Here is a 13,672-nt window from a genome sequence, read left to right on the forward strand (position 1 = left end):
GCCCGAGCCAGGGGCGGAAACCTCCCCCCGCACGGCGCGCCACACCCCCGTTCGCAGCTCGCAGCCGCAATCCTCACCAGGGACGTCCGGCGGCACCATGATTACGTATGCCCCCGGGGGGTACGCGCCTGACTCCGGACGGCAGCAGAGAGGAGCTTGTCCATGGCCGCCCAGGCCGCCACCCCCGATGACGCGGTACGCACCGGACCAGCCGTGGGACCAGGCCGCGGAAGTCCTTCGGCCGCCCGCCGGGACGGTGGGACGCGATGAGCGGTATCACGGCGGCGCTGTCGCTGCTGGCGGTGGCCGCCGCGGCCGTCGCGGGCCTCTACGGCGCGGCCTGGGCCGCGCGGGTGTCCGCCGACCCGGTCGCCGCCGCACCGTTCGGGTCCGGGCTGGAGCCGGTCGAGCATGCCGTGAGCCGCTTCCACGTGCGCTGGTACACCGTGACGATGCTGTTCCTGGCCTTCGACATGGAGATGGTCTTCATGTACCCGTGGACGCTCGTGATCTCCGTCATGGGGCCCGGCGCCGTCATCGAGATGTTCGTCTTCCTGGCGGTGCTGCTGGCCGGCGTCGTCTACGCCTGGCGGGAGGGTGCCCTGCGATGGACGTGACCGCTCTCGCACTGCGTGCCACCGCCGCCCGGCCTCGCGTCCTGCTGGTCACCCTGCCGGGCTCAACCGCCGCGCGGCTGACGGCGGAACGGGCGCTGCGGCTGCGGGACTGGCCCTCGGCCGCCACCCCGGCGCAGACGGACCTGCTGCTCGTCGCCGGGCCGGACCGTCCCGACCTGCACGCGGCCGTGAGCCGGCTGTGGCAGGACGTGCCCGCGCCCCGCGCCCGCGTCCGCGCGGTCACCGCCGACGACGTCGAGGACGCGCTGGAAGCCGGACGCACCCGGCTGCGCACGCGGGCCGAGGCGCAGGGCGACATCCACCTCGGCGCGGACGACGACCCACCCCAACGGGACTCGGGCGCAGGCGCACACCACGACGAAGAGCACGGTGACACCGGCGGCGGGCACCACGAGCACGACGACAACGGCTCCGGTCACGGGCACGAAAAGGCAACGCCGCACGGGGAGGAACACCCCCGGCCGCAGGAGGAGGAGCCCGGCGACAGCGACCTCGGTCACGGCCACGGCCACAGCCACGGCTCAGACCACAGCCACGGCTCAGGGCGACATGCCGAGCCCAGTGACCGCGACGGGAAACACGACCACGACGGCAACCGCGACCAGCACGATCACGGCGGGCACAGTGACCACGGCGGCCACGGCGGCCACGGCATGGAAATGCCCGGCGGGCTGCCGATGGCAGGGCAGGCCGAGGATCGTGACGGCCTGACGCTCGACCAACTGCACCTTTCGCTGGGGCCGTTGCTCGCAGACTGGCCGGCGGGACTGACCGTGCGTGTGACCTTGCAGGGCGACGTCGTGCAGACGGCCGAGGTCGAGCGACTTCCGCGACCGGGCGCGGCGGAGACGGAAGCGTTCTGGGTGGAGCCCTGGACGCGTGCGGCGGCGGGCGAACCGGTCAGCGTGGGTGAGGCGGCCCGGCGGCGGGCTGCCGCCCACCTCGACAGTCTGGCCCGGCTGCTGTCGGTGGCGGGATGGCCGGCCGAGGCGGTGGTGGCCAGGCGGCTGCGCGACGACCTTCTGGACGGTGCGCCCGCCATCGCGGTCGCGCCCCGCCTCCGGCGCTTCGCCCGCCGGGTCGGCCGATCCCGGACGCTGGCCTGGCTCACGCGCGGCATCGGCCCCGTCAGCGGGGAGGAGGCGCGCGCGGCCGGGGTGAGCGGGCCGGCGGCGCGAGCCGGCGGGGACGTGACCGATCGCTACCGGCAGTGGCTTGCCGACGTCCAAGGCGATGTGGCGCGGATGGAGGAGGTGTCACCGCTTCGACCGGCGGAGGAGGACAGCCCCCGCGGACGCTGGAGTGACGACGAGCCTCCGTCGGCCGCGCTGATCGGACTGCTGCCGCATCTGCTGGCGGGGGCCGAACTGGCAGCGGCCCGCCTCATCGTGGCGAGCTTCGACCCGGATGTGGACGAACTCTCTTTGAGCCGAGGCGAGGTGGGAACCCGTGGTTGAGGCAGGGGCGTGGTGGACCGTTCTGGCGGCACCCGCGCTGCTCGTCGCGCTGGCCGGGCTGGCGGTGGCGGGCCATGCCGCGCTCGAGGCGCGCGAGGCGGGCCGGCCGGTCACCGCCGCCGCCCTCACAAGGCCGTTCCTCGGCGTGCCGCGGGCGCTCGGGGCGCAGCCGCGGCGCCTGCCGGCCCCGGACGTGCTGCTGTGGCGCGCCGGTGTGGTGACGGTTCCGGTGGCGGCGGTGCTGTCGACCCTGGTGATCCCCTTCGGTGGCGTGACGGTGGCCGACCTGTCGGTCGGAGTGGTGTGGTTCAACGCCATGGAGGTACTGACGTGGGCCGGGCTGTGGCTCGCCGGTTGGGGCCCGAACTCGGCCTTCTCCCTGGTCGGCGGCTACCGGTTCCTGGCCCAGGGCCTGGCCTACGAGCTGCCGATGATGTTCGCCCTCATCTCGGCCGCGACCGGAGCGCAGTCCCTGCGGGTGGGCGACATCGCCGCCGCACAGCACGGCCTGTGGTACGCGGTGTGGATGCCGGTCGCCTTCGTCGTCTACCTGGCCGGTGTACTCGCCTTCGCCTTTCTCGGGCCGTTCGCCTACCCGGCCGGCCGGGATCTGGCGGGCGGGGTGCTGAGCGAGATTTCCGGGGTGGACCGGTTGCTGCTGCAGGCCGGGCGGTGGTTGTGGCTGGCCGCCGGGGCGGCGATGGCGGTCCCGCTGTTCCTGGGCGGCGGCGCCGGCCCGGGTCTACCCGCGTGGGTGTGGTCGCTGGTCAAGACGCTGCTGGTGATGGCGGCGCTGGTGGTGGCGGTGCGGCGGCTGCCGGTCGTGCGGGCCGACCGGTATGTGGAGTTCTCCTGGGTGGTGCTGGTGCCCCTGACGATCGCGCAGGTGCTCGTCCCCGCGCTGGTGGATCTGAACCGATGACGACGAAGGGGGTTGCGTCATGAGTACGGCGGATTCGGTGCTGTCGGGGGTGCTGGGCGTGCTCGCGCTGGCCGGTGGTGCGCTGGTGTTCGTCGTCGATTCGATGGCCCGCGCCACGTTCTGCCTGCTGGTGTCCCTGGCATGCGTCGGTGGCGTGGTGACGGTGCTGGGACTGCCGTATCTGGGCGTGGTGATCGTGCTGATGATGGTCATGGAGATGGTCATCATGGCCGTGTTCATGATCGCGTACATGATGAATCCGGCCGGTCTGATGCCGATGTCGATGCTGCACAACAAACGCGGCTCCCTGGCGGTCAGCGCGGCGGTGTTCGCGGCCCTGGTCGCCGGGATCTTCGCGACGCACTGGCCCGACCGGACCGGTGCCCGCCCCCGGGACACGACCCTCCAGATCGGCATGTCGCTGATGGGCGGTCAGATGCTGACCATGGTCGTGCTGGGATTCGTGCTGCTGGCCACCATGGTCGGCGCGACGGTCCTGGCCACCCAACGGGGCCGCTACGACCGCTTCGGTGACGACCTGGACCAGAGGCCGGCCGACGATCCGGCCGGCGGAGGAGTGGGCCGATGACCTTCGAGCTGATCCTGGTCCTCGCCGCCGGCCTGTTCTCCATCGGCCTGTTCGGCGCCCTGTCCCAGCAGTCCATCGTCATGATCATGATGGGCATCGAGCTGATGATCGGCGGGGTCATCGTGGCCGCCGCCTGCTTCTGGTCCTTCCTCGCCCCGAACGCGCCGAGCGGGCAGGTGATCGTGGTGGCCGCCGTGGTGGCCATGGCGGTCGAGATGGCCATGGGCTTCGCCGTCACCACGGCGATCTACCGGGCGCGCCAGGTCGACATGACCGACATGGCGGAAGACCTGAAGGGATAGGCGTGCTGCTGTGGCTGCTGGTCTCCGTGCCCCTGGGCACCGGGGCCGTCCTGACGCTCGCGGGCCGACGTGCCAACCGTACGGCTCCCCCTACCGCCGTGGCGGCGGCCCTGGGGACGCTGGGCCTGGCGGTGGCCTCGGGGGCCGCCCGGCCCGAGGCGAGCGCGCCGCTGTTCACCGGGATGCGGGCGGGCATGGCCGTCGACGGGCTGTCCGCCGTCATGGTGATCACCGTTGCCGCGGTGCTGTCGGCGGTGCTGGTCTTCTCCACCGGGGAGTTCGGCCCGGAGGAGGACCGGGGCCGCTACTTCGGACTGATGCTGCTCTTCGCCGGAGCCATGCTGGTGACGGTCACGGCGACCACGCTGCCGCTGCTGCTGATGGCCTGGGAGGTCATGGGCGCCACCAGCTGGGCACTGATCGGCTACTGGTGGCGGCAGCCGGAGCGGGTCCGCGCGGCGGACGTCGCCTTCCTCACCACGCGCACCGCTGACCTCGGCCTGTATCTGGCGGCTGGAGCCGCGCTCGCGGGCGGCGTCGGCTCCCTGCGCCTGGACGCGCTGGCGGACGCCGACTCGCCGTGGCTGCACCTGGTCACCGCGGGAGTGGTGGCCGCGGCGCTGGGCAAGTCGGCCCAACTCCCCTTCTCCTTCTGGCTTTCCCGTGCCATGCAGGGCCCGAGCCCGGTGTCGGCGCTGCTGCACTCGGCGACGATGGTCGCCGCGGGCGCCTACCTGCTGCTGCGGCTGCACCCGCTGCTGGCCGCCACCGGGTGGGGCGGACCGCTCGTCGCCTGGACCGGCGCCCTGACCGCTCTCGCTCTCGGGGCCGTCGCCCTCGCCCAGAGCGACCTCAAACAACTCCTCGCGGCCTCGACCTCGGCACAGATCGGCTTCATGGTGCTGGCCGCCGGGAGCGGCGCCGTGTCCGGCGGCCTCACCCAACTCGTGGCGCACGCGGCCACCAAGTCGGCCCTGTTCCTGGCCGCCGGGACCTGGCTGACCGCGCTGGGCACCAAGCACCTGCCCGCCCTGCGGGGCGCAGCCCGCCGCTACCGGGCGACCGGCACCGCCTTCGCCGTCGCGGCCCTGACCCTGGCGGGGCTGCCGCCGCTGTCGCTGTGGGCGGCCAAGGACGAGGTTCTCGCCGCCGCCCGCGCCGACAACAGCGCGCTCTACGTCGTCGGTCTCGCCGCCGCGGCCCTGTCGGCCCTCTACAGCGTCAAGGCCCTGTGGTACGTCACCCGGCCGCTGCCCGCCGACGCGGAAGCGGGATACGACACCGAGCAGCACGGCAGCCGCCGCGTCCCCCGCGTCGCGCCCTTCCCGCTGTGGGTGCTGACCGGGCTCGCGGCGGTGCTGGGCGTGCTGGCCCTGCCCGGCCCCGCGTCCTGGCTCCGGCACCTGGTCGGCGGGCCCGCCGAACCCCCGCCGACCGCGTGGGAACTCGGCGTGTCGGCCGGGGTGGCGCTCGCCGCCGCCGGCTGGGCCTGGCGGTACTCCGCGCGCTCCTCCCCCGTGCCACGGACCGCGGTGGGCTGGGCGAAGGGCTGGTTCGGTCTGGAGCGGGCAGCGCACCTCCTGGTCGCCGATCCGGTCCTGGCCCTGGCCCGCGCGCTGGCCGCCTTCGACGACCGCGTCGTGGACGGCGCCGTCCGGCAGACGGGACGCGCCGGACTGGCCGCCGCCCGCCTCGCCCGCCGCCTGGACGACGGCGGCATCGACGCCGCCGTCGGCGCGGTCGCCTCCGGCGCACGGCGCCTGGGCCGGTGGGCACGCCGCCCGCAGACCGGCCTGCTGCACCAGTACTACGCGCAGGCCGCCGTCGGTTTCTGCGTCCTGACCCTGATCGTGCTGTTGGTGAGGTAACCCCCTGTGCTGAGTGTCATCACCTTCCTCCCGCTGGCCGTGTGCGCGCTGCTGCTGCTCCCGCCGGGACGCTCGCTGTCGGACCGCGCGTGCGGCTGGGTGTGGATCGCCGCCGCGGCCGCCGACCTCGCCCTCGTGGTCGCCCTGTGGGCAGGATTCGACCCGCACGGCGGCCTGCAGTACCAGCAGCGGGTGCGCTGGATTCCCAGTGCCGGCGTCGGCTACCACGTCGGCGTCGACGGCCTGTCGCTGCCGCTGCTCGCCCTGACGTGCGTGCTGTTCCTCGCGGTGGCCGTGTTCGCGCTGCGCGAGCGGCGCCGGGTCCGCACGTACGTCTGCCTGTTCCTGTTCCTGCAGACGGTGAGCGTCGGCCTGTTCGTCGCCCTGGACCTGATCCTGTTCTTCGTCTTCTTCGACCTGTCCATCGTCGGGATGTTCTTCGTCATCGCGGGCTGGGGCCACGGCGAGCGAGCCCGCGCGGCGGCGCTGAAGTTCTTCCTCTACACCTTCCTCGGATCCCTCGCCCTGCTGCTCGGCTTCATCGGCCTCTATCTGGCCGCCGCCCCGCACACCTTCGACATCGTCGACCTGACCCGCGCCGACCCGCTGGCCGGGCACGGCCTGTACGCCGGTCTGGTCCTGCTCGCGATCGGCGTGGGGCTCGCCGTCAAGACACCCACCGTGCCGTTCCACACCTGGCTGCCGCCGGCCCACACCGACGCGCCCGCCACCGGCTCGGCGATCCTGGCCGGGGTCCTGCTGAAGATGGGCACGTACGGCTTCGTCCGCATCGCCATGCCGCTGCTGCCCGGCTCCTGGCGCCACTACGCCCTGGTCATCGTGATCATCGGGGCGGTGTCCGTCGTCTACGGCGCCCTGGTCGCCCTCGCCCAGACCGACCTCAAACGCATGATCGCCTACACGTCGGTCAACCACATGGGCTACATCATCCTCGCCGTGGGCGCCACCGGCACCCTCGCCGGCAACGACGCCCAGGCACGTTCCCTGGCCGTGACCGGCGCGGTCACCCAGATGGTCAGCCACGGCCTGATCACCGGCTCCCTGTTCCTGCTCACCGGCGTCCTCTACGACCGGGGCGGCACCTACGCCATCGACGCGTACTCCGGTCTGGCCAACCACACCCCGCGCTTCGCGGCCGTCACCGCGGCGGCCGCGTTCGCCTCCCTGGGCATCCCCGGCTTCTCCGGATTCATCGCCGAATTCCAGATCTTCACCGGCTCCCTCGCCTCCCAGACCGTGGCCACGGCCATCGCGGTGACCGGCATCCTGATCACCGCCGCCCTGTTCCTGCGCGCCCTGCGCGGCATGTTCCTGGGCGCCTCCCGGCTGCCGCAGACCATCAGCACCGCAGGCGTGACCGATCTGCGCAGCAGCGAAGCGCTGCCCACCGTGGCCCTGCTGGCCGTCGCCCTGGTCATCGGTGTCGCGCCCCGCTGGCTCCTGGGCGTCATCGAACCCGCCAGTCACACCGTCATCGGGCTGGTGGCCCGGTGAACCAGAACCTCACCGCCCTGATCCCCGAACTCGCCCTCGCCGGCGCGTCCGTGATCGGCCTGCTCGCCGGCTCCTGGCTTCCGCGCCGCCGCCAGTGGCTCGTCGCCGTCCTCGCCGCGACGGCCTGCGCCACGGGCCTGGCCGCCACCGCGGTCACGATGGCCCGAGGCCGCGAACAGACGGTCTTCTCCGGAACGTTCGCCGTCGACACCGCCACCGACGCGGGACGCCTCACGGTCCTCGGGGCGCTCCTGCTGGTCATCGTGATGTCCGTGGAGACCGTCGACGGTCACAAACGCGCGACCGAGTACTGGGTCCTGCTTCTCCTCGCCGGCGCCGGCACCCTGGCCCTCACCGGCGCGAACGACGTGCTGACGCTCTTCGCCGCCTACCTGCTCGCCTCCATCCCCACCTATGCCCTGACCGCCTTCGCCAAGGACGCACCGGGCACCGAAGCGGCCTTGAAGTACTACCTGATGGGCGCGCTGCTCGGCACCGCCATGCTCGCCGGCATCGCACTGCTCTACGCCGCCGGCCGCGGGACCCTCTACCGCGATCTGCACGCGAACCTGCCCGCGGCACCCTACGGACTGGTCGCCGTGGGACTGATCGCCGTCCTGGCGGGGCTGCTGTTCAAAGCCGGCGCCGTTCCCGCGCACTTCTGGCTCCCCGACGTCACCGAGGGCGCCCCCGCTCCCGTCGCCGCCTACGCCACCACCGTGCCCAAGATCGGCGCGCTCATCGCCGGATACCGGCTGCTGCACCAGGCACTCGCCGACACCGACGTCAACTGGCCGCTCCTGTTGGCGATCCTGGCCGCCGTCACGATGACGCTGGGGAACCTCGCCGCGTTCTTCCAGACCTCCGTCACGCGCCTGCTCGCCTACTCGGCCATCAGCCAGGTCGGCTACCTCCTGATGGCCCTGGCCGTCGCCACCCGCACCGACCTGGCCCAGAAGAGCCTGCTGTTCTACCTCGCCGCCTACGCCGCCACCAACCTCGGCGCCTTCGCCGTCGTCACCGAACTCCCGCACGCCCGGACCCTCGACGACTACCGGGGGCTCGCCCGCCGCCACCCGGCGCTCGCGGCCGCACTGCTGATCTGTCTCCTCGGCCTGGTCGGCACCCCGCCCACGGGGATCTTCCTCGGCAAACTGGAGATCTTCAGCGCCGCCGTCGACGGCGGCTACACCTGGCTCGCCGCCCTGGCCGTCGCCAACACCGTCGCCTCCCTCTTCTACTACCTGCGCTGGCTCGCGCCGGTCTTCACCACGACCGCACCCGCCCCGGCCCACGCCCAGAGCGTGCTCGGCCGCTGGGCCGCCGCCGGCGCCTACACCGCAGCCGGCGTCTCCCTCGCCCTGGGCGTCGCCGGCGGAGCCGTCCTCCCCTTCGCCACCGGCAGCCTCCTGCCGTGACCGGCTGGGCGGCCGGGCCCGCGGGGCTGCCGATACCCGGTCGTCGCCGACGGTCCGGCGCGGGCTCGGCCGCTCCCCATCCCGGCGGCACCCGTCAGGCGCGACGGCCCTTCTTGCGGAGCGCGCCGGGCTTGTGCACGGCCGACCGCCCGGACTCGTCGCTCTCGACCTCGTACTGCGGCTCGTCGTCCGACGCGTCGACCGTGCGGCCGGCCGCCTCCGTACGGTCCGTGATCTTCCGCTTCAGGTGCCGGTCACGTCCTGGCCGTGGCTCTTCCACGACACCTTGTCGCCCTTGCCGAGCTTCTTCTTCGCGGACACGGAACTCTCCCTCTGCCGGACGGCTCGCGTCGGTGGGTGGCGGCGGTGGCCGGCACCGCCGGGCTCCCAGCCTCACGCCTCCGCCGGTCCGGCGCATCCGCGGGATCGGCGGCCCTGGGAGCGGCCGGGGACGGGGTGCGGCTCGCCGGCCCACGCGGTGGTTGATCGCCGCGCGATCCGCCGTTGGAGTGGCGATGCCGCCTCCATTCGACCTGTCGGCTGGGCTTCGACCACCCCGTGGACTCCCGAAGCAACGCGGTTGGCTTCCTTCTGGTCCGAGGTGAGCTTGTGAGTTCGGCCGACCGGGGTAGACGGCTGACCGGGCCGCCCATCGGGCGCGGCCAAGACCCGGGAGAGGACACGATCAGCGTGAGCGACGCGGAACACCGGAAGCAGACCCCCGACGGAGCGGCCGAACTCCTGGTGCGCTGCCTGGAGAACGAGGGCGTCGAGGTGGTGTTCGGCGTACCCGGCGAGGAGAACATCCGTTTCACCAACGCCCTCGCCCGCTCGGAGAAGATCCGCTACGTCCTCACCCGGCACGAGCAGGCCGCGTCGTTCATGGCGGAGATGCACGGCCGGCTCACCGGCTCGGCGGGTGTGATGTCCGCGACGCTGGGGCCCGGCGCGATCAACCTGATGCTCGGCGTGGCCGACGCCATGACGAACAGCACGCCCGTCGTCGCGATCAGCGCGCAGGTCGGCAAGGAGCGCAACTACAAGGAGTCCCACCAGTTCGTGGACCTGGTGAGCATGTTCGCCCCGGTCACGAAGTGGTCGGCGGACGTCCCGGCCACCCAGGCCATCCCCGAGATGGTGCGGCGCGCGTTCAAGACCGCGGAGTCCGAGCGGCCCGGCGCCGTCTATCTCGCCGTGCCCGAGGACGTCGACGAGGCGACGGACGGCTCGGACCTGCGCCCGCTGCGCAGGAACGTCGTGCAGCCCGAGGCACCGTCCCCGACGCAGATCAAGCGGGCGGCGGAGCTGCTGCGCGAGGCCCGCCGGCCGGTGATCCTCGCCGGACACGGCGCGGCGCGCGGTGGCGCCGCGGAGTCGCTGGCGGCGTTCGCCACCGCACTCGACGTGTCGACGGCGACCACCTTCCACGGCAAGGGCGTCCTGCCCGACGACCACCCGTGCGCGACCGGCACGTTCGGCTTCATGCGCCGCGACTACACCAACTTCGGGTTCGAGGAGGCCGACGTCGTCATCGCCGTCGGCTACGAGTTGCAGGAGTTCGACCCGTCCCGGATCAACCCGGACGGTGACAAGAAGATCGTCCACATCCACCGCTTCCCGGCGGAGGTGGACGACAGCTACTCGGTCGACGTCGGCATCATCGGCGACATCTCCGCCTCCCTCGACGCCCTCGCCACCGAACTCGACGGCCTGCGCTGGATCGTCGACGACGAGGACACCAAGGCCACCCGCGCGCTGCTGGCCAAGGAACTCGAACGGGGCGCCGCGGACGAGCGCTACCCGCTCGCCCCGCAGCGCGTCATCGCCGACACCCGCGCCGCGCTCGGTCGCGACGACATCGTGCTGGTCGACACCGGCGCGCTGAAGATGTGGATGGCCCGGCTCTACCCTACGTACGCGCCGAACACCTGCCTCATCTCCAACGGCTTGTCCACCATGGGCTTCTCACTGCCCGGCGCACTCGCGGTCCAGCTCGCCAGGCCGCAGACGAAGGTGCTGGCGGCGGTCGGCGACGGCTCGTTCCTCATGCACTCCCAGGAGATCGAGACGGCGGTCCGCGAGAACATCCCGCTCACCGTGCTGATCTGGGAGGACAACGGATACGGGCTCATCAAGTGGAAGATGGACCTGGAGGTCGGGGAGAACTCCCACACCGACTTCACCAACCCGGACATCGTCCAGTACGCCCGCAGCTTCGGCGCGAAGGGCTACCACGTCGAGTCCGCCGGGGAACTGCTGCCGACGCTGCGTGAGGCACTGGCGGACCCGGGTGTGTCGATCATCAACTGCCCGGTGGACTACGCCGAGAACATGAACCTCATCGAGCACCTCGGGCACCTCGACTCGACGCTCTGACCCGCCCGCGCGGCGCGGCCCGACCCCCGGACGGGCCGCGCCGGGATCCTCCCTCAGGGGCGGCGCCCTCGGGTCCTCGGCAGCGCGTGGCATTTCCGCGGCGCGGGGTAGACGGCCACCGTGAAGTTCGGCCGGTCGAGGAGAGGAACGTTCGTCATGCGTGCTCGGAACATAGGTGCGGCAGCCGCCACGGGGCTGGCACTGGTGGCCGCCCGCGACCTCGTGCAGAAGAAGCACGCTCTGCTGAGGAACTTCCCCCTGGTGGGGCACGCCAGGTACATCCTGGAGACGATCGGCCCCGAACTGCGGCAGTACATCGTGACCTCCAACGACGAGGAGCGCCCCTTCAGCCGTGACCAGCGCAGCTGGATCTACGCGTCGGCGAAGGGGGAGAACAACTACTTCGGGTTCGGCACCGACAACGACGTCGAGCACGAGCAGGGTCACGCATACGTGAAGCAGCGTACGTTCGCCGGTTCGCTGCCCGATCTGAGCGACCCGCAGGCGCCGTTGCCCTCGGCCAAGGTGCTCGGCGGACCGCGCGGCCGCGCGAAGGCGTTCCGCCCGGCGAGCGTCATCAACATCTCGGCGATGAGCTTCGGCTCGCTGTCCGGCGCGGCCATCACGGCCCTCAACAAGGGCGCGGCGCTGGCCGGGACGATGCAGAACACCGGCGAGGGCGGCCTGTCGCCCTACCACCTCAACGGCGGGGACCTCATCCTTCAGATCGGCACGTCGTACTTCGGCTGTCGCAACGAGGACGGGACGTTCAACCTCGACAAGCTCAAGTCCACGGTCGCGGACGCGCCCGTCAAGGCGATCGAGATCAAGCTCTCGCAGGGCGCCAAGCCGGGGCTCGGCGGCATGCTGCCGGGCGCGAAGGTGACCGACGAGATCGCCCGGATCCGCGACATTCCCGCGGGCGAGGACTGCGCTTCGCCGTCGCGGCACACCGCGTTCCACGACGTGGACTCGATGCTCGACTTCGTGGAACTGCTGGCCACGGAGACCGGATTGCCGGTCGGGATCAAGAGCGCCATCGGGGAGATGGACTTCTGGGAGGAGCTCGCCACCCTGATGGAGCGGGGCGACCGAGGGGTCGACTTCGTGACCGTCGACGGTGGCGAGGGCGGCACAGGGGCGGCTCCCCTGATCTTCGCCGACTCGGTGTCCCTGCCGTTTCGCGTGGGCTTCTCCCGCGTCTACGGCGTGTTCGCCGAGCGGGGCCTGACCGACGACGTCACCTTCATCGGCTCCGGCAAGCTCGGCCTGCCCGAGAACGCCGTCGTCGCGTTCGCCCTCGGCGTCGACCTGATCAACGTGGGCCGTGAGGCGATGCTCTCCATCGGCTGCATCCAGGCCCAGAAGTGCCACACCGGCAAGTGCCCCACCGGCATCGCCACCCAGAACCCTTGGCTGGCGCGCGGCGTCGACGCGCCCTCGAAGGGCTTCCGGGCCGCGACGTACCTGCGCACTCTGCGCCGGGAGTTGCTCAAGGTCTCGGGCGCCGTCGGTGTCCCCCACCCGTCGCTCATCACCCCCGCCGACATAGACATCCTGAACGGCGACTACGACGTCCGCACCCTGGGGAGTGTGTACGGCTACAAGGATGGCTGGGGCTCGCTCGGGCCGGAGCTCGCCCATGAGATCGCCGAACTGCTCAGCACCTGAGAGAGCTGCTCCGCCACCCTGTCGTCAACCCTCCCCCGGAGGAGATCGTTCGTCAGGAACCGCTCTCGTAGGAGGAAGCCCAGGCAGCGGGTCATGCAGTTCGTTGTCCGGTGCCTGGGCTACTACGGTGGCGCGATGGTGCACGTGCGGGGGATGGATGAGGCCGACATCGAGGCCGTGTCGATGATCCGAGTCCGAGGATGGCAGGCAGCGTACGCCGGCATTGTTCCCCGGACGTATCTGGATGCGATGACGGTGGAAGGCGATGCCGGTCAACGGCGACAGCGGTTTTCTCAACCCGGACGAACGTCTCACGACCTCGTGGCGCTCGGTGACCGTGGTCTGGCGGGTTGGGTCTGCTTCGGGCCGTATCGAGTCGGGATGCCCGGTCTGGAACGGGTCGGTGAGGTCTACGCCCTGTACAGTTCGCCGGATCTGATCGGCCGGGGTATCGGCCGGGCTCTCCTGGGTGAAGCTCATGCCCGGATGAAGGACCAGGGCTTCGAGACGTCAGCTTTGTGGGTGTTGTGTGACAACCAACGAGCCCGGCGCTTCTACGAGCGGGCCGGCTACCAGGCTGACGGTGCGGCTCAGGACGATGTCTACGACGGGATCACGCTCACCGAGCTCCGCTACCAGCGCGTGCTGTGACCGGGGCCGATCCGCCGGTTCCCGCTCACGACGACCGGGGGGCCTTCCTCGGCGATGCCGTTGCGAGCTGCAACCCCGTCCACGGCCACGGGCTCTCCGTGGCGGCCCCGTGTGCTCTGGCCGTCCGCGACACCCCACGTCGGCCCACCCGGCACCGCTCGCGGCCTCCCCCGCAGCCCGCAGCCCTCCCCCGGATCATCCCGATGGGAAACCCGCTCGCCGGCCGGGCGAAACGAGCTGGAGGGATGTCTCCGATCCGCTCATG

Annotated in this window: 11 protein-coding genes and 1 pseudogene; 11 read left to right on the forward strand and 1 reads right to left on the reverse strand. The window is 71.8% G+C overall.

Annotation, left to right across the window (positions count from 1 at the left end; genetic code table 11):
* Window positions 1-266: 266 nt before the first annotated feature.
* From ACGFS9_RS22970 to ACGFS9_RS23005, 8 genes are read left to right on the forward strand one after another with little or no spacing between them, the layout of a single operon-like run.
* Entirely contained in the window at window positions 267-617 is a 351-nt protein-coding gene (locus ACGFS9_RS22970) for an NADH-quinone oxidoreductase subunit A (RefSeq protein WP_393255677.1), read from the forward strand.
* Window positions 608-2,095, forward strand: a complete 1,488-nt coding sequence (locus tag ACGFS9_RS22975) for a hypothetical protein (protein WP_393255678.1) — start codon at window positions 608-610, stop codon at window positions 2,093-2,095. Before ACGFS9_RS22970 ends, ACGFS9_RS22975 begins: the two co-directional genes overlap by 10 nt.
* A complete protein-coding gene (locus tag ACGFS9_RS22980) occupies window positions 2,088-3,017 on the forward strand; it encodes a complex I subunit 1 family protein (protein WP_393255680.1) in 930 nt (309 codons plus the stop codon). Before ACGFS9_RS22975 ends, ACGFS9_RS22980 begins: the two co-directional genes overlap by 8 nt.
* A gap of 19 nt (window positions 3,018-3,036) precedes the next feature.
* The gene (locus ACGFS9_RS22985) at window positions 3,037-3,606 is read left to right on the forward strand and encodes an NADH-quinone oxidoreductase subunit J (protein WP_393255682.1); all 570 of its coding nucleotides are present in this window, start codon (window positions 3,037-3,039) and stop codon (window positions 3,604-3,606) included.
* Window positions 3,603-3,908 carry an NADH-quinone oxidoreductase subunit NuoK gene (locus ACGFS9_RS22990; RefSeq protein WP_393255791.1) on the forward strand — a complete coding sequence of 102 codons (306 nt, stop codon included), beginning with the start codon at window positions 3,603-3,605 and terminating at the stop codon, window positions 3,906-3,908. The genes ACGFS9_RS22985 and ACGFS9_RS22990 overlap by 4 nt, the downstream gene beginning before the upstream one ends.
* Entirely contained in the window at window positions 3,905-5,776 is a 1,872-nt protein-coding gene (locus ACGFS9_RS22995; RefSeq protein WP_393255792.1) for an NADH-quinone oxidoreductase subunit L, read from the forward strand. The genes ACGFS9_RS22990 and ACGFS9_RS22995 overlap by 4 nt, the downstream gene beginning before the upstream one ends.
* Before the next feature lie 6 nt (window positions 5,777-5,782).
* The gene (locus tag ACGFS9_RS23000) at window positions 5,783-7,291 is read left to right on the forward strand and encodes a NuoM family protein (RefSeq protein ID WP_393255684.1); all 1,509 of its coding nucleotides are present in this window, start codon (window positions 5,783-5,785) and stop codon (window positions 7,289-7,291) included.
* Window positions 7,288-8,709 carry an NADH-quinone oxidoreductase subunit N gene (locus ACGFS9_RS23005; RefSeq protein WP_393255686.1) on the forward strand — a complete coding sequence of 474 codons (1,422 nt, stop codon included), beginning with the start codon at window positions 7,288-7,290 and terminating at the stop codon, window positions 8,707-8,709. Before ACGFS9_RS23000 ends, ACGFS9_RS23005 begins: the two co-directional genes overlap by 4 nt.
* Before the next feature lie 94 nt (window positions 8,710-8,803).
* Here ACGFS9_RS23005 and ACGFS9_RS23010 read toward each other — a convergent pair.
* Window positions 8,804-9,030, reverse strand: a pseudogene (locus tag ACGFS9_RS23010) (DUF2945 domain-containing protein).
* Window positions 9,031-9,399: 369 nt separating this feature from the next.
* On the opposite strand from ACGFS9_RS23010, the gene ACGFS9_RS23015 reads away from it, so the two are divergent.
* The 3 genes from ACGFS9_RS23015 to ACGFS9_RS23025 all read left to right on the forward strand — a co-directional run bounded on the left by ACGFS9_RS23015 (window position 9,400) and on the right by ACGFS9_RS23025 (window position 13,407).
* Window positions 9,400-11,085 carry an acetolactate synthase large subunit gene (locus ACGFS9_RS23015; RefSeq protein ID WP_393255688.1) on the forward strand — a complete coding sequence of 562 codons (1,686 nt, stop codon included), beginning with the start codon at window positions 9,400-9,402 and terminating at the stop codon, window positions 11,083-11,085.
* Window positions 11,086-11,241: 156 nt separating this feature from the next.
* Window positions 11,242-12,756 carry an FMN-binding glutamate synthase family protein gene (locus tag ACGFS9_RS23020; protein WP_393255690.1) on the forward strand — a complete coding sequence of 505 codons (1,515 nt, stop codon included), beginning with the start codon at window positions 11,242-11,244 and terminating at the stop codon, window positions 12,754-12,756.
* 93 nt (window positions 12,757-12,849) lie between these two features.
* A complete protein-coding gene (locus ACGFS9_RS23025; protein ID WP_393255692.1) occupies window positions 12,850-13,407 on the forward strand; it encodes a GNAT family N-acetyltransferase in 558 nt (185 codons plus the stop codon).
* The last annotated feature ends 265 nt before the right edge of the window (window positions 13,408-13,672 follow it).

The organism is Streptomyces sp. NPDC048566, assembly GCF_043199735.1.
Taxonomy (GTDB): domain Bacteria; phylum Actinomycetota; class Actinomycetes; order Streptomycetales; family Streptomycetaceae; genus Streptomyces.